This is a genomic window from Sulfitobacter maritimus (assembly GCF_013346665.1).
Classification (GTDB): Bacteria; Pseudomonadota; Alphaproteobacteria; order Rhodobacterales; family Rhodobacteraceae; genus Sulfitobacter; species Sulfitobacter maritimus.
In genome coordinates this window covers 36,138-57,575 of sequence record NZ_JABVBB010000019.1, presented here as the reverse complement: position 1 = coordinate 57,575, position 21,438 = coordinate 36,138, and the positions used below count along the sequence as shown (strand labels likewise).

Annotated in this window: 23 protein-coding genes; 13 read left to right on the top strand and 10 right to left on the bottom strand. The window is 59.5% G+C overall.

All coding sequences use genetic code 11. The features are described from left to right. Positions 1-89 precede the first annotated feature (89 nt). The 3 genes from HTT03_RS01225 to HTT03_RS01215 are packed head-to-tail and all read left to right on the top strand — an operon-like array spanning position 90 to position 2,257. On the top strand, positions 90-644 hold the full coding sequence (locus HTT03_RS01225) for an NADPH-dependent FMN reductase (RefSeq protein ID WP_174858062.1): 555 nt from the start codon (positions 90-92) through the stop codon (positions 642-644). A gap of 36 nt (positions 645-680) precedes the next feature. Then, the gene (locus tag HTT03_RS01220; protein WP_174858061.1) at positions 681-1,304 is read left to right on the top strand and encodes a glutathione S-transferase family protein; all 624 of its coding nucleotides are present in this window, start codon (positions 681-683) and stop codon (positions 1,302-1,304) included. Then, positions 1,301-2,257, top strand: a complete 957-nt coding sequence (locus HTT03_RS01215; protein ID WP_174858060.1) for a DUF5996 family protein — start codon at positions 1,301-1,303, stop codon at positions 2,255-2,257. Before HTT03_RS01220 ends, HTT03_RS01215 begins: the two co-directional genes overlap by 4 nt. On the opposite strand, the gene HTT03_RS01210 is transcribed toward HTT03_RS01215, so the two are convergent. After that, positions 2,254-2,724 carry an HIT family protein gene (locus tag HTT03_RS01210; protein ID WP_174858059.1) on the bottom strand — a complete coding sequence of 157 codons (471 nt, stop codon included), beginning with the start codon at positions 2,722-2,724 and terminating at the stop codon, positions 2,254-2,256. The two genes, HTT03_RS01215 and HTT03_RS01210, sit on opposite strands and share 4 nt — an antisense overlap. Before the next feature lie 81 nt (positions 2,725-2,805). Next, entirely contained in the window at positions 2,806-3,543 is a 738-nt protein-coding gene (locus HTT03_RS01205) for a 16S rRNA pseudouridine(516) synthase (protein WP_174858058.1), read from the bottom strand. 175 nt (positions 3,544-3,718) lie between these two features. Between HTT03_RS01205 and HTT03_RS01200 the strand changes: the two genes are divergently transcribed. The 3 genes from HTT03_RS01200 (at position 3,719) to HTT03_RS01190 (ending at position 5,088) form a co-directional block, all read left to right on the top strand. Beyond that, the gene (locus HTT03_RS01200) at positions 3,719-3,934 is read left to right on the top strand and encodes a hypothetical protein (protein WP_174858057.1); all 216 of its coding nucleotides are present in this window, start codon (positions 3,719-3,721) and stop codon (positions 3,932-3,934) included. A 276-nt stretch (positions 3,935-4,210) separates the two neighbouring features. Beyond that, positions 4,211-4,522 carry a YjiS-like domain-containing protein gene (locus tag HTT03_RS01195; RefSeq protein ID WP_217482693.1) on the top strand — a complete coding sequence of 104 codons (312 nt, stop codon included), beginning with the start codon at positions 4,211-4,213 and terminating at the stop codon, positions 4,520-4,522. Between the two features lie 101 nt (positions 4,523-4,623). Next, positions 4,624-5,088: a Dps family protein gene (locus HTT03_RS01190; RefSeq protein WP_343035598.1), complete on the top strand. Its 465-nt coding sequence runs from the start codon at positions 4,624-4,626 to the stop codon at positions 5,086-5,088. Positions 5,089-5,131: 43 nt separating this feature from the next. Here the strand turns inward: HTT03_RS01190 and mgtE are convergent, their stop codons facing one another. After that, the gene (gene mgtE, locus HTT03_RS01185; RefSeq protein ID WP_174858055.1) at positions 5,132-6,457 is read right to left on the bottom strand and encodes a magnesium transporter; all 1,326 of its coding nucleotides are present in this window, start codon (positions 6,455-6,457) and stop codon (positions 5,132-5,134) included. 45 nt (positions 6,458-6,502) lie between these two features. Then, positions 6,503-7,408, bottom strand: a complete 906-nt coding sequence (locus HTT03_RS01180) for a mechanosensitive ion channel domain-containing protein (protein WP_174858054.1) — start codon at positions 7,406-7,408, stop codon at positions 6,503-6,505. Between the two features lie 392 nt (positions 7,409-7,800). Here HTT03_RS01180 and HTT03_RS01175 point away from each other — a divergent pair, with 392 nt between their 5' ends. Genes HTT03_RS01175 through HTT03_RS01165 form a run of 3 tightly spaced genes read left to right on the top strand, consistent with a single transcriptional unit; the run spans position 7,801 to position 10,054 of the window. Then, on the top strand, positions 7,801-8,292 hold the full coding sequence (locus HTT03_RS01175; RefSeq protein ID WP_174858053.1) for a hypothetical protein: 492 nt from the start codon (positions 7,801-7,803) through the stop codon (positions 8,290-8,292). Between the two features lie 2 nt (positions 8,293-8,294). Further along, on the top strand, positions 8,295-8,735 hold the full coding sequence (rnk, locus tag HTT03_RS01170) for a nucleoside diphosphate kinase regulator (protein WP_174858052.1): 441 nt from the start codon (positions 8,295-8,297) through the stop codon (positions 8,733-8,735). Positions 8,736-8,755: 20 nt separating this feature from the next. Continuing rightward, the gene (locus tag HTT03_RS01165) at positions 8,756-10,054 is read left to right on the top strand and encodes a D-amino acid dehydrogenase (RefSeq protein WP_343035619.1); all 1,299 of its coding nucleotides are present in this window, start codon (positions 8,756-8,758) and stop codon (positions 10,052-10,054) included. Positions 10,055-10,082: 28 nt separating this feature from the next. Here the strand turns inward: HTT03_RS01165 and HTT03_RS01160 are convergent, their stop codons facing one another. Next, complete coding sequence (locus HTT03_RS01160) at positions 10,083-11,627, bottom strand: phospholipase D family protein (RefSeq protein ID WP_174858050.1); 1,545 nt, start codon at positions 11,625-11,627, stop codon at positions 10,083-10,085. 75 nt (positions 11,628-11,702) lie between these two features. Next, positions 11,703-12,047 carry a GNAT family N-acetyltransferase gene (locus HTT03_RS01155; RefSeq protein WP_174858049.1) on the bottom strand — a complete coding sequence of 115 codons (345 nt, stop codon included), beginning with the start codon at positions 12,045-12,047 and terminating at the stop codon, positions 11,703-11,705. A gap of 307 nt (positions 12,048-12,354) precedes the next feature. Between HTT03_RS01155 and HTT03_RS01150 the strand changes: the two genes are divergently transcribed. Continuing rightward, positions 12,355-13,473 carry a DSD1 family PLP-dependent enzyme gene (locus HTT03_RS01150; protein WP_174858048.1) on the top strand — a complete coding sequence of 373 codons (1,119 nt, stop codon included), beginning with the start codon at positions 12,355-12,357 and terminating at the stop codon, positions 13,471-13,473. Between the two features lie 10 nt (positions 13,474-13,483). Then, positions 13,484-14,413: an ornithine cyclodeaminase family protein gene (locus HTT03_RS01145; RefSeq protein ID WP_174858047.1), complete on the top strand. Its 930-nt coding sequence runs from the start codon at positions 13,484-13,486 to the stop codon at positions 14,411-14,413. Positions 14,414-14,480: 67 nt separating this feature from the next. Here the strand turns inward: HTT03_RS01145 and fghA are convergent, their stop codons facing one another. Both fghA and HTT03_RS01135 read right to left on the bottom strand, forming a co-directional pair. Then, a complete protein-coding gene (gene fghA / locus HTT03_RS01140; RefSeq protein WP_174858046.1) occupies positions 14,481-15,320 on the bottom strand; it encodes an S-formylglutathione hydrolase in 840 nt (279 codons plus the stop codon). A 58-nt stretch (positions 15,321-15,378) separates the two neighbouring features. Then, positions 15,379-16,494, bottom strand: coding sequence for an S-(hydroxymethyl)glutathione dehydrogenase/class III alcohol dehydrogenase (locus HTT03_RS01135; RefSeq protein WP_174858134.1), 1,116 nt, complete (start codon positions 16,492-16,494; stop codon positions 15,379-15,381). Positions 16,495-16,504: 10 nt separating this feature from the next. Between HTT03_RS01135 and HTT03_RS01130 the strand changes: the two genes are divergently transcribed. Beyond that, positions 16,505-17,506, top strand: coding sequence for a LysR family transcriptional regulator (locus HTT03_RS01130; protein WP_246253316.1), 1,002 nt, complete (start codon positions 16,505-16,507; stop codon positions 17,504-17,506). Positions 17,507-17,588: 82 nt separating this feature from the next. On the opposite strand, the gene HTT03_RS01125 is transcribed toward HTT03_RS01130, so the two are convergent. Then, positions 17,589-18,716, bottom strand: a complete 1,128-nt coding sequence (locus HTT03_RS01125; RefSeq protein WP_174858045.1) for a ParB/RepB/Spo0J family partition protein — start codon at positions 18,714-18,716, stop codon at positions 17,589-17,591. A gap of 3 nt (positions 18,717-18,719) precedes the next feature. Next, entirely contained in the window at positions 18,720-20,015 is a 1,296-nt protein-coding gene (locus tag HTT03_RS01120) for an AAA family ATPase (protein WP_174858044.1), read from the bottom strand. 499 nt (positions 20,016-20,514) lie between these two features. On the opposite strand from HTT03_RS01120, the gene HTT03_RS01115 reads away from it, so the two are divergent. Then, complete coding sequence (locus tag HTT03_RS01115; RefSeq protein WP_174858043.1) at positions 20,515-21,195, top strand: DnaA N-terminal domain-containing protein; 681 nt, start codon at positions 20,515-20,517, stop codon at positions 21,193-21,195. The last annotated feature ends 243 nt before the right edge of the window (positions 21,196-21,438 follow it).

Genomic DNA, 21,438 nt, shown 5'->3' with positions numbered 1-21,438 from the left:
TACAGCAAGGGGCATCGTTCACGCGGCGCCCCTTGTCTTTTTGGCCAGATGCCGCAGTTCATCGGACGAAGAAGCGCGAAAGGTGACCCATGACACAGATCCTCGGAATATCGGGCAGCCTACGAAAAGGCTCGTTTAACACCGCCCTGCTGCACGCAGCGCAGAATTTGATGCCAGAAGGCAGCACGCTGGTCGAAGGCAGTATCGCAGAAATCCCGCTTTATAACGCAGACGAGGAACAGGCCCACGGCCTCCCCGAGGCAGTGGTGCGGCTGAAAGAGCAGATCATCGCAGCAGACGGCGTGATCCTGTTTTCGCCCGAATACAACAACTCGATCCCCGGCGTTCTGAAAAACGCGATTGACTGGACAAGCCGCCCTGCCAGCGACATCTCCAAGGTGTTCGGCGGCAAGCCCTTTGCCGTTCTTGGCGCGTCGCCTGGCGGGTTTGGCACGATCCTGTCGCAAGATGCGTGGCTCAGCGTTCTGCGCACCCTGACCACCCGCCAATGGCACGAAGGCCGCCTGATGGTCGCCCGCGCGGGCGATGTGTTCGACGAGAATGGCGCGATGACCGATGAAAAAACGACCGAGCGTCTGAAAGCCTACCTTGCCGGTTTCACCGAGTTCGCCGCCGCGCAGTGATCCGCCGTTTGCAATCCCCCTCAAAGGAGACACAACATGCCTACGCTTTACACCATGCCCGGAACCTGCTCGCTCGCCCCCAATATTGCGGTGGCTTGGCTTGATGCGCCTGTCGAGGTTCACACGATGGCCTACGGCGATCACAAGAAGGACGACTACCTTGCGATCAACGACAAGGGCAAAGTCCCCGCCCTGCGTTTTGAAGACGGCGATGTGCTCACCGAAGCAGCGGCGATCCTGAGCTGGCTTGGGGCCGCACATGGGGGCGAGGGCTATGCCCGCGACACGGTGCTGGGCCGCAAGGAAGCCGAGGCCCTGTCTTACATGACCTCCGAGGTTCACGCCGCCTATGGAGGGCATTTCGGCCCGCAGAACTTTGCCGAAAGCGACGCCGCAATCGAAGAGGTCAAACGCAAGACCTATGAAAAGCTCGACATGCATTACAAGCGGATGGATCAGATCCTGAGTGAGAACGGCGATTGGTATTTGGGCAAACGCAGCTTTGCCGATACGTTTCTCTATGTCCTGATGCGCTGGATCGAAAAGACCCCGCTGTCCTATGACGACTACCCGGCCCTGAAGCAGCATATGGTGCGAATGGAAGCGGACGCAGGTGTGCAACTGGCGTTGAAGCGCCAGAACATGGAGCCAATCGGATGAGCGACATCGCGAAAGGCGCATGGCCCGAGCTTGGCTTCGCGGACTGGTCGGAGACCTGCACCGCGCTGCATCTCTGGACGCAAATCCTTGGCAAATATCGGTTGGCCCATACCCCTTGGGTCAACCACTCATGGCACGCAACCCTCTATGTCACACCGCGCGGGCTGACGACTGGCCCAGTGCATGAGGCGGAAGGATGTCTGACCCTGACGCTCGATCTGGTCGATCATCAGTTCGTCGCCGAGACCGATGGCAATTCGCGGGAGACTTTTGCGCTCAAACCGATGCCCATCGCCACGTTCCATGAGCAAGTGGCCAAAGCCGTGAAGGCATTGGGCGGCACTTTCGACATTCACGGTGCGCCCAACGAGGTGCCTGATCCTACCCCCTTTGCTCAAGACACTGCCGAGCGCCCCTATGACGCCGAAGCGGTTGCGCGTTATCACCGTGCGCTGCTTCATATCGTGCCGGTGTTTGAACATTTCCGCACCAGTTTTCTGGGCAAAGTCTCCCCTGTCCATCTGTTCTGGGGCGCGCTCGATCTGGCCGTGACCCGCTTTTCTGGTCGCCGCGCGCCGCTGCATCCGGCGGGTATTCCGCATCTCCCCGATGACGTGGCGCAGGAAGCCTATAGTCATGAGGTCTCCTCTGCCGGCTTCTGGCCGGGGGGCAATGGTGTCGAAGAGCCCATGTTTTATGCCTACGCGTACCCCACAGCGGATGGGTTTGCTGATTACCCCGTAAAACCAGAGGCGGCGTATTTCGACAAAGACCTTGGGGAGTTCCTTTTACCCTATAACGCGGTACAACGCAGTGATGACCCGCGCGGAACGCTTATGGCGTTTTTGCAATCCACCTATGAAGCTGCGGCTGACACAGGCGATTGGGACCGGGATGCGCTGGAATGTAGCTTGGGCAAACCTCGCGTCCCTCGGCCAGTGGATCGGGACTAATCAGAGGCTGATCGCGCTCCGCCCTGTTCATCAGTGCGGGCCAAGCGCGCACGAATACGATCCGCCGTCTGCTCCAGCGCGGTGTCCTCCGGCTTAGGCGGCAGTGAGAACTCTTCTACACCGTCCTCCAGATACCGCACCGAGGTCACATCATGCCGGTGCAACATCGGCACCACATGGGCATGGGTGTGTGCGACATGGATGCCGGTAAAGAAGAAGGCAACGCGCTCCACCCCCCACTCGTGCTTCATCGCCCGCGCCAACCGCTGCCCGGTGGACATGATCCGCGCCGCGACAGGCTCTGGCAGGTCTTCAAACCACGGATGGTGCTCTTTGGGTATAATCAGCGCATGTCCTTCGCGGATCGGGTGAAGGTCCAGAAAGGCCAGCACCAGATCGTCCTCAAACAGTTTGAAGGCTGGCAATTCTGATTGCGCTATCCGGCAGAAAATACAGGTCTCGTTCATTGTCTATCCAACTCAATCTTTCGCACGTTATAACGCGGTCTTGCCGGTTGTGTAGCGCCGCTGGTCACTGTTCCGCGCCAGCTATTTGGCAAAGACTGAGGCAATCTCGGCCTCCGTCAATAGCACCCAAGCCCCCTCCCCCAGATCATCCGGCAGGCGCAGTTGGCCCAACGCCTCGCGGTGCAGAGCCTCTACATGGTTGCCCACGGCGGCGAACATGCGTCGCACTTGGTGATATCGGCCTTCGGTAATGCTCAACCGCGCCTCTGTGGCGGACAATACGTTGAGCTTCGCAGGGTGCAGCGGCTTTTTCTCTCCGCTCAGAACTAACGCGCCTGAGGCAAACACCTCCACCTCATGGCCCTCAAGGGGCCGCGCCAGACTGGCCCGGTAGGTCTTTTCGACAGCGTGGTTGGGGCTGGTGATCCGATGCAACAACGCGCCATCATCGGTGAGCAACAGCAGGCCGGATGTCTCTTTGTCCAGCCGACCGACGGGCGAAAGCATGGGTTTGCGGTGCCGCCAGCGGTCGGGCAACAGATCATAGACCAACGGCCCGCTGTCTTTGCGCGAACAGATGTATCCGGGCGGTTTGTTCAACATCACCACCACCCCCGGCAAAGGGTCCAGCGGGGCGCCGTGGACGGTCATCCGTTCCGTAAGATCAGGGGTCATGGGAATGCGCCTTGCCACATCGGTGATCGGCACGCCGTCCAGCACAATCCGGCGCGCCCGCGCGATCTGCGCAATCTGCCCGCGCGAGCCGTAGCCCAAGGACCCTAGCAGCCTGTCAATTCGCGTGGTCGGGACTTTGGTCATCTGGCCAGACCTTTCTAAACCACATCGTGTTGACCTGTTGTGCTGCGCCCTGCCAGCGAAGACAAGCCTCATGCTGAAATCAACGGGGGCCGCTTTGCCGCACACCCACGCCAGCGTTTTTGCCAAACCGTTTTTCGTGCTAGCTTCAGGTCAGAATAATCAAAGGAGAGCCGCCATGCCATACTTCGGAAAATACGACATCCCAGAGGAAATCGTGAACGACGACACGCTCACCCGCGACCGCAAAATCGAACTGCTCAAGGCATGGCGGGATGACAAGAAGGCCTATATGCGCGCGTCTGACGAAGGCATGGATGGCACCGACCGGACGGAGTTGCTCCGCCGGATCAAAACGGCCCTGAGCAAGCTAGAGGACCCTGCGACATCATAGGCTCACCGACCCCGCCCCATACTTGAATGCTGCGGGGGGCGCTCCTATATCAACAGTATGATGATCCGCTTTCATATGAGGGTTCTGCCGAGCGCAGAACGTCTGCTGAACCGCCGGTAGCCCCGAGCGGGCGGCCTTTGGGTCTGCTCATAGCTCGGGGGTTTGATTTCATTTCCCACAGTCAAACAGAACGACGCTTTGCAGCGGAGGTGCGCAGTGCCACCCGGTTGGTCAGCGCGCGTTCAGCCAGCAGCACCTGCTGTTATGGAGGATCAAATGGCCATCTATATCACCCGAAAAATGCTCACCGATTTCGCGCGGCAAGAAGCGAATGCGGCACCCTTCTCAGCCTTCCGCGATCTTGCGACCTCGTTCGCCCGTCGCAGGCAGCGCCGCCGCGCCATCGCGGAACTAGAGGCGATGGACGATGCCACCCTGCGCGATATCGGCATTTACCGAGGCGAGATCCGCAGTGTGGTTAACGGGCTGAGCGATGCCGATCTGGGGTTAGAACCGGCTCGCGCCCCCGCTCAGCACCGTTCCGCGAATTCGCCCGCGCGGGCTGGTCAGAACGTCTCTCTGGCCTAGCTTAGTCTTACAGGCTCATCCCAATGAGCCGCCCGCGCCCCAGTGACGCCACCCGGGGCGCGGGCGTTTTGTCGTTCACCAAATTACATCAGGAGCTATCTGTGTCAGCAACCAATCCCGAAACCAGCAATATTTCCAACGTCGCCTCTGTCGCGGAGGCTCTGTCCGACGCGCTGTCGGCCACGTATCGGTTGGTGATGAAGTCGCATATGTACCACTGGAACGTGACCGGACCGCATTTCTTGACGGTGCACGAACTGACCGAGACGCATTATACGGATATGTTCGCCGCCGCCGATGTCATCGCCGAGCGTATCCGCGCCTTGGGAAAAACGGCTGTGATCAACCCCGCGCAAGTCTCCGGGGGGCGCGAGGCCGATGTGTCGCAGTCTGCCGAAGAAATGCTGCGCGATCTGCTGGCGGACCATGAACGTCTTGCCGCACAAATGCGCGCTTTGGTCGGAACGGCCGAAGCCGCCGAAGACCCTGTGACCGCCGATCTCGCCACCACGCGGGCGGATTTCCACGAGAAGACCACATGGATGCTTCGCGCCACAGCGGGGTAAAGGCGCTTCTGGGGCGTGCCAATCGGCTGGCGCGCCCCATTGCTCAAAGTTGCAATATCAATGTTGCGATAGAGAAGTAGATCACCACGCCGGTCGCGTCCGAAATGGTCGTGACCAACGGCCCGCTCGCCGTGGCCGGGTCCAGACGCAGGCGGCTCAGCAAAAACGGGAGCGACATGCCGACAAGGCTGCCGATCATTACCACGACGAACATCGTCAGCCCAACGGTCACCGCCACATCGGTGCCGCCACGCCATGCGCCGATGGGGAAAACCACCGCCGCCATTGTGGCCCCAAGCGCTGCGGCCACGGCCAATTCCCGCAGGAGCAACGCCCGCCAGTCCTTCATCTGCACATCGCCAGTCGCCAAAGCACGTACCATCAGCGTGGCCGATTGCGAACCAGCGTTGCCGCTGCTGTCGATCAGAAGCGGCAAGAAAAACACCAGTGAGACATACGCAAGGATCATATCCTCAAAATGCGCGATGCCCGCGCCGGAAAACAGATTGCCCACCACCAAAAGCGCCAGCCAGATAATGCGGCGCGAATAGAGCATACCGATCCCGGCCTGTCGCATGTTCTGCTTAAAGGGCAGCACATGCGATATTTTCTGAAAGTCCTCAGTCGCTTCGGCCTGCATGACGTCTGACGCGTCATCATGGGTTACGATACCGACCAACCGCGCCGCGTCGTCGATCACCGGAATGGCCAGAAGATCGTAGCGCGCAATGCGCTGCGCCACCTCTTCTTGATCGGTATCAATGCTGACAGATACCGGGTCATGCTCCATCAGGTCACAGACCTGCGCATCCTGTTCTGCGAGGATCAGACTATGCAGCCGCACCGATCCGATAAGCCGCCCCATTTGATCCACCACATAGGAGCGGTAAATGGTTTCAGAACTGCTCGCCTGCCCACGCAACGCGCCTATTGCCTCCTGCGCTGTCATGGCGGCATCAAGCACCGCATAATCCGAGGTCATGATCGCCCCGGCGGTTTCCTCGGCATAGAGCGCAAGCTGTTCGATATCGCGGCTCACCTCGGGCGGCAGGGTCTCGATCAGCCGCTTTTGCGCAATGGGGCCAAGGGACTGGAACAGGTCCACCCGATCATCAGCAGACATCAGGGCAACGATGGCGCTTAGATCCGGGGTGGGGATAACGGCGGCGAGCGCTGTTTGATCGTTCACCGGGAGCGCGCCAAAGGTCTGTGCCTGTCGGGGAAGAGGCAGCGCGGCGAGGTGATGCCACGCTTGATCCACCGGTAGTTGGCTGAGCCAAGATGCCAGATCAATGGGCCGTGACTGGCGGTAAAACTGGTCAAGCGCCTCGGGGGTCTCGTCTGGCGGGGATAGCGGGGTATCTGACATGATTGGCCTTTCTTAACGACCTTGACGGGTCCGGCACGGCACTTCCTATTCCTCCGCGTCATCCTGAGCAGAGACCACCGGGGAATTGATCAACTGTATGCGGCGGTAAGGTGCGATGCTGCCGGCCTTGCGCAGTGCCTCATCGATCAAGCGGAACACTTCGTCTCGACAGTCCACTGCTTGTTCAAACCGTGGCACCCAATAGCGCACCGTGTAACAAATGCCCGCCTCTTCGTAGGAGCGCACGCGGACATCAGGCGCAGGGTTTTGCTGGATCAGCTTGGCCTCACCAAGCGCCGCGACCATGATCGCCCGCGCCTTTTCGATCGGCAGAACATGGTCGAGCGTGATGTTCACCTGTGACCGGAATTCGCGCTTGGGCGCCGAAAAATTGGTGATCCGGTGCCGCGCGATCTGGCTGTTGGGCAGGATCATGTAGGTGGCATCCGGGGTCTGCAACCTTGTGGTGCGCCACCCGATCTCGATCACCTTGGCCAGCGCCAAGGTGTCGATATCGACCCAATCGCCAATGCGAAACGGGGCCTCCATCGCCAGTGCTATGCCTGACAATGTATCGGCCACGACGTTGCGAATGGCAAAGCCCAGCAACGCGAGCACGATGCCCGACCCGGCCAAGGCACCAATCGCCCCCTGCCCCATGTAAAGCGCCCCGGTGGAGGCCAAGGCGATCGTAAAAAGCGCCGCCGCGATCAGGTCTTTCAGCAAGCGCGGATAGGGCCGCTTCCCCGCAGCTTGGTCGAGTATCATCGCCAAAACACGGCTCGCGAGCCAAGCGCCGGAAAGATAGACAGAAGCCTTCAGGAACAGTGTGACTTTCTGACTGTCGGCAAAAGCCCCCGGCAGGTCACGTTGAAAGGTTGCCAGACCCACGGTAACGGTCATCGTCAGCAGCGGCAGGATCAGCCGGCGGAAGTGCAGTTTTAAGCTCACGCATCTAATCCTTATTCTTTGCACCCTGCGCAGTCCGCACGCAAATGTCTAAAAAGGCTAACATATCATTGCTCTGGCGGAACCGGCAAACGCCACCAAGCCATTCTAGAAAGTCTGCGCCTGCCCTATCCACGTTAAAACGACCGATCCCTCCGCACAATCTCGCTCAGCAAGACAGCGCGGGTTAAGAAGTCCTCTCAGCCAGATTGACGAAGCCCATACCAGTGCTTAGGTTGTCTTGCATGTTGGAACACGTAGATCATTATCGATTTCTACTTCTAAACCGCCTGTATCCCCGGGCGGTCTAGGCGCGACTGCGCCTGACGTACTCCCCGGGGCCTCTTCACATTCTGGAAAACGTGAAAGCGGCGCCCTGCGCCCGAGGAGAGAACATGGCCAACATCACTGCAACCGATCCGTCCCCGTCCACCAGCCGCAACGTCTTTCGTGCGCTTGGCAACACGCCAACAGTCCTTCCGCAGTCAGACTATCACAAGCTGCAAGAACACCTTGAGGATTGCGATAACGCCACCCGGCCGGGGTCGACACTCTTGGCTTATGTGCTCGCCAACAAACTCTTGAACGTGCGCCCCGTTGCCGATCTGCCCTATCTCGATCTGGTCTTGGGCGGCACCCAAGTGACCTATGACATCGACGGTGCTGCGCCCTGCACAGGGCTTCTTGTGCATACGGCAAGACCCGGCGCGCCGGGAGGTGTGATCGCCGTGGCCTCCCTGCTGGGGGCCACGCTTATCGGCATGCGCGTCGGAGAGCGTGCGCCATTGCTGAACCAAGACGGCAGTATCGTCACCCTATCTGTGATCTCCGTTGTGCAGCCCTTCTGCACAGCGGAGAAGACCGGATTTCAAGCGCAGGAGTGTTAAAAATGACTGAAGCCATTCAGGTTGCAGACCACGTCACAAGCCCCAACCCACATCTGATCTTGAACGCGGCTGATCTGGTTCACCTCGAAGCGCTGGCGGAGGGAATGATGCGCCGTCACCCAACGCTGGCCGACCGCTTTTTCGAAGAGATCGGCCGGGCGCAGATCGTCGAGGATCAGCAAATGCCCGGCGATGTCGTCGGCATCGGCAGCAAGGTGACCTACCGCGATGAGACAACCGGACAGGAGAAATCGGTCACGCTCGTCTATCCTGAAGATGCGGATATCACGCGGTCTCAGGTCTCGGTCATCACCCCCATCGGCGTGGCACTCTTGGGCCTGCGCGAAGGGGCGAGCTTTTACTGGGACACGCGCCGGGAAAACCAGCGGCGCATGTTGACGATCCTCAAGGTCGAACAACGCTCTGAGGACTGTCAGGGCTGATTTAAGGCAACTCAACAGATCTGCGGCGCTGCGCCGGGGTCGTACACAAGGCGGTTGGAATGAAAGTCGTGGTCATGGGTGCGGGCGTCATCGGCGTTACCACCGCGTATTATCTGGCAAAGCAAGGGGCGGAGGTCGTGGTGATCGACCGACAGCCCGGGCCGGGGCAGGAAACCAGCTATGCCAATGCGGGCCAGCTCAGCTACGGCATGACCTCCCCCTGGGCAGCGCCGGGCATCCCGATGAAAGCGGTCAAATGGATGTTCATGAAGCGGCGGCCTCTGTTCATCTGGCCGCTGATCAGCCCGACCATGTGGGCTTGGTGCGCGCGTATGGTCCGCAACTGCAACGAGGAAAGCTACCGCATCAACAAGGGCCGCATGGTTCGCGTGTCGAGCTATTCGCGCGATGTCATGCCCGAACTGATCGCCGACACTGGCATTGACTATGACGGACGCGAACAAGGCACGCTGCAACTGTTCCGCACCGACAAACAGTTGGAAGCGTCACAGGCGGATCAGGATGTTCTGGCCGAATATGGCTCCCCCTACGAGGTCTTGGACCGCAATGGCTGTATCGGCGCCGAACCCGCCTTGGCCGAGGTCCGGCATAAGTTCGTCGGCGGTCTGCGGCTGACTGCGGATCGAACCGGCGATTGCCGAAAGTTCACCGTCGCGCTGACTGAAAAATGCGTCGAACTGGGCGTGACCTTTCACTATGGCCAAACCATCCGCGCAGTTGCTGTGGAGAATGGCCGCATCGCTGGCATTGACACAGAAGCCGGCGAGCGTATCACCGGCGATGCCTATGTCTGCGCCATGGGCAGCTATGCGGTCCGCGTGCTCAATCCCATTGGGATCAAATTGCCGGTGTATCCGGTCAAAGGGTACTCGGTCACCCTGCCGGTGATGGACGATGCTTATGCCCCGCAATCGACAGTGATGGACGAGACCCATAAGGTCGCGATCACGCGGCTGGGGGATCGCATCCGTGTTGCAGGTCAGGCCGAAATCGCAGGCTATTCCAACCGGCTTGGACCTCATGCGGTCGATACGGTCAAACACGTCATCGGCGATCTTTTCCCGCGTGGCGGCGACATATCGAAAGCCGAAGGCTGGACGGGTCTGCGCCCCATGACCCCGGACGGCACGCCGGTTCTGGGGGCCACCCAATATGACAACCTGTTCCTCAACACTGGCCACGGAACGCTGGGGTGGACCATGGCCTGCGGCTCAGGCCGTGCGGTGGCCGATCTGGTCCTGGGAAAACAGCCCGAAATCTCCATGGAGGGGCTGACCGCAACGCGGTATTTCCGCTGAGTCGAATGCCACGTCAATGGCGCGCAAGCTAGAGCAACCACTCAACCGGCAGCCAACCGATGATCGTCAAAGCCAGCCGTTTCAGCAGGCTCGTTCCCGGCTCATCGGTCGTCACAACCTCTGTTTGCGGGTCTCTCCAAACTAGGTCTCCATCGTCGAGTTCCACCCGCCACGCCAGCCCGCGCAGGTCCGCGTCAAAGGCGTCGTGCAGCCCCTGTGCCATACGCGCGCTGTCGATCAAAAGACCCATCTCTGTGTTTAATGTGGTGGATCGTGGATCAAAGTTAAACGAGCCCACGAAAATCCGCGCGCCGTCCACGGCAAAGGTCTTGGCGTGAAGGCTCGCGCCCGATGACCCGAAAGGGCCAATCCGGTCTGTCGGCGCATCCACCGCAGCTTGCTGGCGCAATTCGTAAAGTTGCACACCGCTGCGCAGCATACTCTTGCGCCGCTTCGCATAACCCGCATGGACCGGCAGCACATCTGTCGCGTCGAGCGAGTTGGTCAACATCCGCACCTGCACCCCGCCTGCCGCCAGTTGCGCAAACGCCTCGACCCCGGCCCTGCCGGGCACGAAATAGGGAGAAACCCCGTCAAAGTGGCTGTCAATCTTTCCGACCGCCTTGGCCAACCGTGTGGCCAGCAAGTCCTCCCGAGCGACAGCGCCCTCGCCCTTGATCGGGTCGTCGCTCACCAACTGTGCTGTGGTCCACTCCACGCCGAACTCCCCCGCTGCAAGGGCGTTCACGATGTCTGAGCTTTGCAAAATCTGTCGGTACTCAGCAAGTTGCGGGTCCGCTTCCAACCCTGCCAGCCGTGCGGCAAGCGGATCACCCTCCCACGGTGCGCCAACAATCGGCCCCGCAGGATGAACCGCATCCGCACGCCAGTAGTGGTCAAAGTCTGCTGACACATCGGCCACCACCCGCCCCACTGCCAAAACGTCGAGATCGACATAAAGCGCGGTCGGGCCGGTCGCGAAATACTCATCCCCGATATTGCGCCCGCCAAGGATCGTCGCATGGCCGTCCACGGTGAAGGATTTATTATGCATGCGGCGGTTCAGCCGGAAAAAGTCAAAGCCATAGGACAGCATCTTGAACCGGCGCAGGTTAAACGGGTTCCACAACCGCACCTCGATCATCGGATGGGCGTTGAGCGTGGCAAGCTCCGGGTCCAGACCCGCGGTCCCGTTGTCATCAAGCAAAAGCCGCACCCGCACCCCCCGATCCGCCGCGCGGCGTAGGGCGCCGAGCAAGAGCGTGCCGGTCAGATCGTCATGCCAAATGTAATATTGCGCATCGATGGAGGACACCGCCGCATCGGCCAGAAGGATACGTGCCGCAAAAGCATCCGCCCCATTTTGCAAGGGCGCAACACCCGTTTGCCCCTGATGTGCTTCCTCTTGGGATGCCAAAGCCGTCGCCAACGCCCCCTCCGCCGTCGGAGGTAGGGCCTCCGTATCCTGACGGTTCTCGATCTCGGGCAGGGGAAAGGCCAGACGGGCAATCACGACCAAAACGCCGAGGGTTACGACCAGCCCGGCAAGAAATTTCGCAACTGCCGTAATCATCGCAACGCCCTCTAGTCTGCTAAAGGGTAAACTTGCATGTCTGATGCAAGCCGTCCAGCCGCGCAGGGGCGCGTGTCAGAGTTTGATGGTCGACATACAGTCTGATCCGTTTGCGCGAATGTCGCCGCCCGCCTCAAGACAAAGCTTCCGGATCGCTTGGTTGGAACGCAGAAAATGCACATCTACCGTGTCCAACCCTCTGGCCCGCGCCTCGGCCAACCCCCGGTTGAACAACGCACGCCCCATGCCGCGCCCTTGGTAGGCGTCCTCGACCGAAAGACCAATCTCCGCCCGTCCGGCGTCGATGATATAGAGCTCCAGAATACCCCGATACGCGCCGTCGCTCTCGATCCCAAAGGTGACATCCGGCGAAGAGGTATTGGCCGTTTTCGCTAGCACGTCTTCTTTGATCTTGCCCATAAAACGCAATCTACGCGAAGTCTCGCTCAGGCGGCGATAGTGCCACAAAAGCGTCTCCCGCAGCTTGGGAAGTGTGAAGATAAGGGGGTGTGGAGTTGTTGCCTGCATGACCTGTCCAATCTGCCCAATAGATGGGGATGAACAGACAAATGAGCAGGGCCGAAACGGTCTTGCCGGGATGCGCGGGACGCATAGCTGAGCGCGCGATGAGCACCAAACGCAGCACGCAAACCCTTCGCATGTGTTTGCATATGTCGTCCTTCGGTGTTCGGTGATAAGTCACTATAAAACGCGAAAGGACTGCCCGATGACCGACCCAACCGCCGGCCTGCCCGACACCCCTGCCCTCCTGCTCGACGAAGCGCGGATGGAGCGCAATATCTCGCGGCTGGCCCGTCACGCGGAATCGCTCGGCGTGACCCTTCGCCCGCATCTGAAAACCGCGAAATCCGTCGAAGTTGCCCGCCGCCTGACCGGCGGAACACCGGGGCCGATTACCGTCTCGACCTTGGCCGAGGCTGAGGTTTTCTTTGCCACAGGTCACAGCGATATTCTCTACGCCGTGGGGATCGCGCCGCAAAAGCTGAAACGCGTACAGGCTCTGCGCGAAAAGGGCTGCGATCTTGTGGTGATCCTCGACAACGCCGCGCAGGCACAGGCCGTCGCAGAGGCCTCCGTCCCCGCGATGATCGAGATTGACAGCGATGGCCACCGGGGCGGCCTGCAAGCCGAAGACCCCGCGCTGCTGCAGGTCGGGCGTATTTTGCATGACGCCGGTTGTCTGCGCGGTGTCATGACCCACGCAGGCGAAAGCTATACGGTTCGGGGCGTAGCTGCCCATGCAGATTTTGCCGAACAAGAGCGCAAAGCCGCTGTCACCGCCGCCGAAAACCTGCGCGGCGCGGGCCTCCCCTGCCCCGTGGTCAGCATCGGCTCAACCCCCACCGCCCATGCCGCGCGCGACCTGACTGGCGTGACCGAACTGCGGGCCGGTGTGTATATGTTCTTCGATCTGGTCATGGCCGGGATCGACGTCTGCACCCAAGATGACATCGCCCTAAGCGTGCTGACCACGGTCATCGGCCACCAACCCGCAAAGGGCTGGACCATGATCGACGCAGGCTGGATGGCCCTGTCGCGCGACCGTGGCACGGCGACCCAAGATGTGGACCAAGGCTACGGGATTGTCTGCGACGAAGAGGGGCGTGTCTTGACCGACTATATCGTCGTCAGCGCCAATCAAGAACATGGGATCATCGCGCCGCGCGCCGGGGCAAACCCCGCGCCGCTGGACCTGCCCGTTGGCACCCGCCTGCGCATCCTCCCCAACCACGCCTGCGCCACCGCCGCCCAGCATGACCGCTACCATCTGGTGCGGCAAGACGGCGGCCCGCTTGAGGTTTGGCCGCGTTTCAACGGCTGGTAAGGGGCAGAACATGATCTACATTACTGAAGCCCAATCCGCCGCAATCGTCACGCCAGACCTCGCATTTGACGCCATGCGCGCGGCTTTCATCGCTGCGGTCTCCCCCGGTGCCGTGAGCTTTCCCGTTGTGCTGGGCCACGGCAGCGACCCGCAAAACCGCTTCACTGTGAAATCCGCCGCTGCTGCCGACGTATCAGGGCTCAAGGTCGGCGCCTATTTCCCGACCAACGACGCCCGCGGCCTGCCGCGCCATGCCTCAACCATTCTGCTCATTGATCAGTCAAGCGGGCGGATCGGTGCTCTAGTCGAAGGCTCCGCCGCCAACTGCTACCGAACTGCCGCTGCAGATGCAGTGGCGACCGACGCGCTGGCCCGTCCGGATGCGCAGGTCTTGACCCTCTTTGGCACCGGCCACCAAGCCGCCTATGAAGCCCGCGCCATCGCTCGTATTCGCAAACTAACCCGCGTTCTGGTCGTCGGCAGAGAGGCCAAGCGCACCGCAGATTTCGTCGCCAAACTGCGCCAATCTGGCCTTCCGGCAGAGGCTGAGAGCGCAGAAACAGCAGTGCGGGCGGCAGACATCATCGTGACAGCAACAACCGCCACCGCGCCGCTTTTTGATGCGGACTGGGTGTGCGCTGGCACGCATATATCGTCGATGGGTTCAGACGCGACGGGCAAACAAGAGCTGCCCCCTGCGCTTTTTAATCAGGCACATCTGTTCTGCGATCTGCCCGAGCAGTCCACGCGGATCGGAGAGTTTCAGCATGCCTCCGGTGCGGCCCCAACCGCGATCGGCGCCGTGCTCAAAGGCGAAGCGCTTGGCCGCCGACAGGACAGCGATATCACCATTTTCGACAGTTCAGGCATATCGATTCAGGATCTGCACATGGCCCAGGCTATCCTGCACGCGTTTCAAGAGGATGCAGCGGCCAGCTAGGTCAGCATCACCGGCGCCCCTCGCAAGGGGCGCCGGTCTTCGCGTTCATCATCGCGGCTAAGCCGCGTCAGGCACCCAGATGCTCGGCGTGGAAACGCAGGTGGTCATCAATGAAACTTGAGATGAAGTAATAGCTGTGATCATAGCCCTCCTGCCGTCTTAGGGTCAGGGGATAGCCGCTCGCCTCTGCCGCCGCTTCCAATGCTTCGGGCTTCAACTGCTCGGTCAAGAAGTCATCTTCCGCCCCCTGATCGACCAGCATCGGCAAGCCGCCCTGCGCCTGTCGCATCAGCAGGCTGGCATCATAGGCCTCCCACGTCTTTCGATCCTCGCCCAGATAGGCAGAAAACGCTTTCTCTCCCCAAGGACATTTCACCGGGTTACAGATCGGGCTAAAGGCCGAGACGGACTTGTAGCGCTCAGGATTGCGCAGCGCCAAGACCAGCGCCCCATGCCCGCCCATTGAATGACCAAAGATCGACTGCTGATCGGTCACCGGAAAGGTCTCTTCGATCAGCTTTGGCAGTTCGTGCAGCACATAGTCATACATCTGGTAATGCCGGTTCCACGGCGCCTCTGTCGCGTTCACATAGAACCCGGCCCCCTGCCCCAGATCATAACTATCGGCATCAGCTACATCCTCGCCGCGTGGGCTGGTGTCCGGCGCGACCAGTGCCACCCCCAGTTCCGCCGCAAGACGCTGCGCCCCGGCCTTTTGCACAAAGTTCTCATCCGTGCAGGTCAGGCCCGAAAGGTAATAGATCACCGGCACCTTTTGCCCCTGCGCCGTCTGCGGCGGCAGGTAGATCGCAAACCGCATGTCGCAGTTCAGCACGTCAGAATGATGGCTATAGTGTTTGGTCCAGCCGCCAAAGCCTTTGTTTGCGCTGGTGATATGAAGGGTCATACGGCACCTCGTAAAATGAATGGATGGGCCGCGCTTTGGCAAAGCGCGGCCCGTGGCTTTAACTGTCGAAATGAATGACAGAGCGGATGCTCTTGCCCTCATGCATCAGGTCGAAAGCCTCGTTAATGTCTTCCAGCCCCATGGTGTGGGTGATGAAATCGTTCAGCTTGAATTCACCGGCCATGTAGCGCTCGACATAGTCAGGCAGCTCGGACCGCCCCTTGACCCCGCCAAAGGCCGACCCGCGCCAGACGCGGCCTGTAACCAGTTGGAACGGACGGGTGGAAATCTCCTGCCCTGCCCCGGCGACGCCGATGACCACGGACTCTCCCCAACCCTTGTGGCAGCATTCCAGCGCCGAACGCATGACGTTGACGTTGCCGATACATTCAAAGGAATAGTCCACACCGCCATCGGTCATCTCGACAATGACATCTTGGATCGGCTTGTCGTGGTCCTTCGGGTTGACGAAGTCGGTCGCGCCCAGCTTGCGGGCCAGATCGAATTTGCTCTCGTTGATGTCGATCACGATGATCCGGCTCGCTTTGGCCATGGTCGCACCGATCACAGCCGAAAGGCCAATGCCGCCCATGCCGAAGATCGCAACGGTCGATCCTTCTTCAACCTTCGCCGTGTTCATCACAGCACCCATACCCGTGGTCACGCCGCAGCCCAGCAAGCAGACCTCTTCCAACGGCGCTTCAGGGTTCACCTTGGCGAGCGAGATTTCCGGCAGCACAGTGTATTCAGAGAAGGTCGAACACCCCATGTAATGCAGGATCGGCTGACCGTCTTTATAGAACCGGCTGGTCCCGTCGGGCATCAGACCCTTACCTTGGGTTTCGCGGATCTTCTGGCAGAGGTTGGTCTTACCGGATTTGCAGAACTTACACTCGCCACATTCGGGCGTGTAAAGCGGGATCACATGATCGCCCACCGCCACGCTGGTAACACCTTCACCGATGGATTCGACAATACCGCCGCCTTCATGGCCAAGGATGACCGGGAACAGCCCCTCCGGGTCTTCGCCGGACAGGGTAAAGGCATCGGTGTGACACACGCCCGACGCGATGATTTTGATCCGGACTTCGCCCGCTTTGGGCGGCATCACCTCAATCTCTTCGATGGAGAGCGGCTCATTCACGGCCCAGGCAACGGCGGCTTTGCATTTAATGATATCTGTCATGGCACTCGCTTTGACTTGCTTGATGTCTGACCGATATTTAGACTATTCCTATGAGGGTGATAATCCGACCATTCTGCAAAATACTATTACCATGCAGAAACAATGGAGGCCGCCTGTGCTAAGCTGGGAAGGCGTATCAGAATTCGTTGCCGTGGCTGAAACCGGGAGTTTCACGGCCGCTGGCAACCGCTTGAACCTTTCCACCGCGCAGGTCAGCCGCCAGATCAGCGCCCTAGAGGCACGGCTCGATGCCAAACTGTTTTACCGCACCACGCGAAGGGTCACGATCACCGACACCGGACAGGTCTATTACAACCATTGCCGCCAAGTGCTCGACGGATTGGCCGAAGCCGAGCGTGCGATCTCCGACCTCAATCAGCGCCCCACAGGTCGGCTAAACCTCACCGCCCCCGTAACCTTTGGCGAGACCCAAATCGCTCCCCTGGTAAACGACTTTCTACGCCAATACCCTGAGCTTGAAGTGAACCTAAAGCTCACCAACCAACTGCTGGATCTGGTTGCAGAAAGCTATGACCTTGCGATCAGATTGGGCGCGTTGGAAGACAGCACCATGATGGCCAAACGCCTCGCCAGCCGAACCCATTACACCTGCGCCGCCCCCGACTACCTCGCCCGCCACGGCACCCCGCATACTTTGGCTGAACTTGACGCGCACAACTGTCTGCAAGGCACGCTTGGCTATTGGCGTTTTCAAGAAAAAGGCACTACCCGCCATATTAGGGTCAAGGGCAACCTGCGCTGCAACAGCGGCTGGACCCTCGTGGACGCGGCACGCAAGAACATCGGGATCATCCAACTGCCAGACTACTACGTTACGTCTGAACTGCGCGCGGGGCGTTTGGTGTCGGTGCTGGACGGCTACCGTGCGCCCGATGATGGGATTTGGGCAATCTATCCGCAAAACCGACACCTGTCGCCGAAGGTCCGGTTGCTTCTGGATCATCTGACGGAAGGTCTGCGGCGAACGGGCGATTTCTAAACCGTGATCCTCCTAAAAAAGGCCGCGACCACCATATCTGGGGTCGCGACCTGTAGGCTGAACAACATGCAGACAAATGACGCTATTTTTCAGTCTCGTCCAAGATGGCCAAAAGGGCCTCAATCCCTTGCTGCAATCGCGCTCTTGGCACTGCTGAGAAATCTCGGTCTAACCGCAACTCGACCTTCCCGTCAGATGCCGTCACCCGCGCTTCTCCTTCTGGACGGCCCATTCTAAGTGACGTTTTAGACACCGATTTAGATACACGGGGGGAGGTAGGTTTCGCTGGCGTTAAAGCGCTGCGCAGGACTGCGATCTCAGCCTCGGCATTCCGATCCGGCAAAGCACGCAGGCTCGCTGCGATCTCCCCTGCCCTTTCAGGCTGACCGTCGATCAACTTGTAAATGTCCAAACCCAACGCACGTGGCATTGCCTCTGGGTGACGCATGGCGCCTTCCAAAGCCTCCAAGACCCGTGCGAATTGGCGAATGTAGGTGCGTTTCTGTTTAAGGACCGAAGCGTAGAGCGTTGAGACCGCGTCGCCTACTGGGATGTTTTCGTCCTTCGCATAGGACAGCGCCAGCTGCGCCATCTCACCGAAGGACAGGTCTTTTCGGATGAGGTTTTCGTCGACCATCTTGCGGTAAAGGCCTACCAAAGGTTCCCCGCGGGGAACCATCGCCGCAGGAATACGCGTATAACGCGGATCGCCCGTTTCTTCGGCCAATTGCTGAAACGCCGAGAGGCGGCGAAAACCTTGGATAAGCTCATATCCTTCATCAGTCTTTTCAACACGGATTGGGTTTGAGAGCCCAACCGCCTTAATAGACTCTTTTAGCTCCGCAAGCTCAGGGTCTATGTTAGCCGAGCGGTCTCGCGTGAGTTTTGAAGTTTTCACCTCTGATGTCTGAATAAGATCAGTGATCAAACCCAGCTTCTTCAGCCTCACATGCTCATGCGCCAAGGCGTCATTCTCAGCACGGATCGCCGCCTCTGCATCCGCACGCTCCCGTGTCGCCTCCGCAGTTTCCGCAATGGCGCTGGCCATCGGGCCACGGCGCGCGGGCGCCGGTTCGTGGTTTTGTAGCGGGTGCCCTTGAACATTGTAGGCTTTGGTTTCCAGAGGGCCGTTCCCCGCGGGGAACTCGGTGGCTTCCTCTTCGGCATCTAGCTCGAAGTTAATATCGAAAACAGAGCGCTTCTTTGCCATCTATCAATCCTCCAGTTTGTCCCACGCGTTGACGAGCGTGGTTTGGAATTCGTCATAGGCGCGGTCAAACGACATCCGGGCGCGCCGCCAAGTTTCGCGCGTCATCTGTCGGTAATCCATTTCGTAGATCGACGAGAGGAACCGCCCAGATTGCTCAACCGCACGGGTCATCTCAATCGGATGCTCTGTCACATGTGACTTGAAAACCTGATGAAAGGCTGACTGCATCGCACGGTGCAAATCGTTGTTTGGCTCGAACCGTGTGAGCAGGAACCGCAGATCGGCGAACACTTTGTCCGGGTCCGTGCCAGAGGGCAGCCGCCCGCGAAACCGCCCCAGATCCTCCAGCGCTTCGGCCAACTGGCCGATAAAACTGGTCGTACTGTCATACTCCCAATAGCCCGGGCCAGAGGGCACATAGAGCACATCGGCCGCGAAGACGGCGTTCATAGACTGGTAACCGATCGCGGGCGGGCAGTCGAAGATCACAAGGTCATAGGCATCCGCCGGAAGCTGATCGAGATAACGCGAGACAGCCGCGAAGAAGGACCATTCAGGATTCAAATGCCGATACTGTGCGCTGGCGAATTCGACAAAGGCAGCATTCGCACAGCTTGGAATGATATCAATGGTCGGCCAGCTTGTCGGCTTGATAAAATCCATTACCCGCAAATCGTTCAGCCCCATCCCCGTGACCGAGGGCGGCAGTTTTCGCTGGGGCAGGGCGGTCCCGCTTTCAGCGCCACCTGCCGTTGCATTCATCCGCTCTGTCTCCCGGATCAGATCGCGGGCCATGATCCCCCAGACCGTCACCTCCTCGGAGACATCCGACAGTCCCATCGAATGGCTCAAGGTCGCCTGCGGGTCGAAATCCACTGCCAGCACGCGGTAGCCATCAAGAGCAGCGGCATGGGCGAAATGCAGCGCGACGGTGCTCTTGCCTGCGCCGCCTTTAAAGTTCGCAATTGCCGCACGGATGGCCCGCTTTCCCGCCGGACGCTTGGGCATCAACGACTTGCCTTTGATCTTTAGCTTGCGCCGCAGTTCGTTGATTTCCTCCAGCGCGTACCAGCGCTGACGGCCTTCTTCCTCAACAGCCCCCTCGGGCAAGGACGGGTCTGCCGCCAACCGGCTGCGCAAGGTAGAGGGGTTAATTTTCAGGATAAGCTCGGCCACTTCCCAGCTTGAAAAGCGCCGCAGGGTTTTCTCCATCTCAGGGGAGTAGGTCTGTTGCCGGATGAACCCCTGCATCTTCAGGGACTGGGCCTGCAACTTCGCCAGATCAGTATGGGTGTACATATACCTTCCTCAATGCCGCCTCCCGTTTTCCAAAGTTCCCCGCGGGGAACCTTTTACCGGGACGCTAATTATTGCTCTTTGCTGATTTACGCCGAGATTGGTGTTTTTGAAAAGACCTATTATGGGGTAAAGCTAGAATTCCGCCTTTTCATGCTACCAACTGCCTTGATTCCCTCATGCGAGGAAAACACCCACCAGAGGGCGCGCAACACATAATATAGGGGGACGCATCAATTCTCCCGCCGACATATTGGGGGACAGAACCGCTCTATTGGGGGACAGCCTGTATGTCCCCCAATACCTATATACCCAAAAAATCATTATTGTTAGATGAGGTTTGGTCTGCGCTGGAAATCCGCCTCTTGACAGAATCAACGGTTTGGACGCAAATCAGGGCAGAGGTCAGAAAGACGTTGTGTCGTTCAAACAGACCCCGGGTCCGGCGAAGACCCACCGCGAGGACAAGAGCGACTGCGCAAGCCGCAGCTAGAGGGCATCCATGCAACTGGTCAAACCGGCAGGTCAACGCGACGCTGCCCGCAAATACGATATTATCACAGCCTTAGGCGCTTACGCGCTTGCACGCAATAAGCACGACCAGCGTTTGGTGCTCCGCCTTATTACTTTGATGACAGCGCGGTATAATTGGGCGCGAGATGAGCTTGCGGTTGGCCAGCGCGAGATCGCGCAGCTTTGGTCCGTCGATGAACGTACTGTTAAACGCGACATGGCGAAGCTGCGCGGAATGGGGTGGCTGGTGGTCAAGCGCCAAGGAGCGCGGGGCAGGGTGACGGAATACGGGCTAGATCTTGAGCGTATTCTCGCCACGACCGAAGGCGAATGGCGCAACGTCGGCCCTGATTTCGATCTGCGCATGAGCGGCAAGCCAGAACAGACCCCCATCGTTCCTTTGCCGGTCAAGGGCCATGTTCCAGAACCCGACACCAGTAGCGGCAGTGAATGGGCCTTGGCGCAGGCGATCCTTTATGCGGAAGCGCCCGATCTCTATGGCAGTTGGTTGCGCAACCTTGTGCGTGTGGAAAGGGCAGGGGGCCGCCTAACCCTTCGTGCGCCGAGCCGCTTTCATGGCAGCTATGTGCAAACCCACCTTACGCGGCGGATATTAAGTGCCTGTCAGGCTGTCGATGGTGATGTGACTGAAATCGCGGTGATCGTCTGAAGCCGCGCTCCACCGGTGAGCACATCTATTCCGGTAACTGAAGGCTGGTTGGTATCGCTTTTTCAAATATCTAATTCGGCCTAATCTGAGCGCTTTCTCGTGCGGCCCGATGTATCCAAACCCGAACAATATGGGTCGGCGTCTGCGGCCTTTGACGCGGTGGCACTGGTCCGTCAGACAGCTTGTTTTCAGGCTGGCAGATTTGATGGACCCCGTTCATAAGCGGCTGGAAAAGATCGCTAT

Bases quoted from the DNA above. Each gene is read 5' to 3' on its own strand.
- HTT03_RS01220 (WP_174858061.1), top strand. From the start codon at position 681: ATGCCTACGCTTTACACCATGCCCGGAACCTGCTCGCTCGCCCCCAAT.
- HTT03_RS01155 (WP_174858049.1), bottom strand. From the start codon at position 12,047: ATGGGCAAGATCAAAGAAGACGTGCTAGCGAAAACGGCCAATACCTCT.
- HTT03_RS01175 (WP_174858053.1), top strand. From the start codon at position 7,801: ATGGCCAACATCACTGCAACCGATCCGTCCCCGTCCACCAGCCGCAAC.
- HTT03_RS01200 (WP_174858057.1), top strand. From the start codon at position 3,719: ATGCCATACTTCGGAAAATACGACATCCCAGAGGAAATCGTGAACGAC.
- HTT03_RS01120 (WP_174858044.1), bottom strand. From the start codon at position 20,015: ATGTACACCCATACTGATCTGGCGAAGTTGCAGGCCCAGTCCCTGAAG.
- HTT03_RS01125 (WP_174858045.1), bottom strand. From the start codon at position 18,716: ATGGCAAAGAAGCGCTCTGTTTTCGATATTAACTTCGAGCTAGATGCC.
- fghA (WP_174858046.1), bottom strand. From the start codon at position 15,320: ATGACCCTTCATATCACCAGCGCAAACAAAGGCTTTGGCGGCTGGACC.
- HTT03_RS01225 (WP_174858062.1), top strand. From the start codon at position 90: ATGACACAGATCCTCGGAATATCGGGCAGCCTACGAAAAGGCTCGTTT.
- mgtE (WP_174858055.1), bottom strand. From the start codon at position 6,457: ATGTCAGATACCCCGCTATCCCCGCCAGACGAGACCCCCGAGGCGCTT.
- HTT03_RS01210 (WP_174858059.1), bottom strand. From the start codon at position 2,724: ATGAACGAGACCTGTATTTTCTGCCGGATAGCGCAATCAGAATTGCCA.
- rnk (WP_174858052.1), top strand. From the start codon at position 8,295: ATGACTGAAGCCATTCAGGTTGCAGACCACGTCACAAGCCCCAACCCA.
- HTT03_RS01130 (WP_246253316.1), top strand. From the start codon at position 16,505: ATGGCACTCGCTTTGACTTGCTTGATGTCTGACCGATATTTAGACTAT.
- HTT03_RS01215 (WP_174858060.1), top strand. From the start codon at position 1,301: ATGAGCGACATCGCGAAAGGCGCATGGCCCGAGCTTGGCTTCGCGGAC.
- HTT03_RS01145 (WP_174858047.1), top strand. From the start codon at position 13,484: ATGATCTACATTACTGAAGCCCAATCCGCCGCAATCGTCACGCCAGAC.
- HTT03_RS01195 (WP_217482693.1), top strand. From the start codon at position 4,211: ATGGCCATCTATATCACCCGAAAAATGCTCACCGATTTCGCGCGGCAA.
- HTT03_RS01150 (WP_174858048.1), top strand. From the start codon at position 12,355: ATGACCGACCCAACCGCCGGCCTGCCCGACACCCCTGCCCTCCTGCTC.
- HTT03_RS01205 (WP_174858058.1), bottom strand. From the start codon at position 3,543: ATGACCAAAGTCCCGACCACGCGAATTGACAGGCTGCTAGGGTCCTTG.
- HTT03_RS01160 (WP_174858050.1), bottom strand. From the start codon at position 11,627: ATGATTACGGCAGTTGCGAAATTTCTTGCCGGGCTGGTCGTAACCCTC.
- HTT03_RS01115 (WP_174858043.1), top strand. From the start codon at position 20,515: ATGCAACTGGTCAAACCGGCAGGTCAACGCGACGCTGCCCGCAAATAC.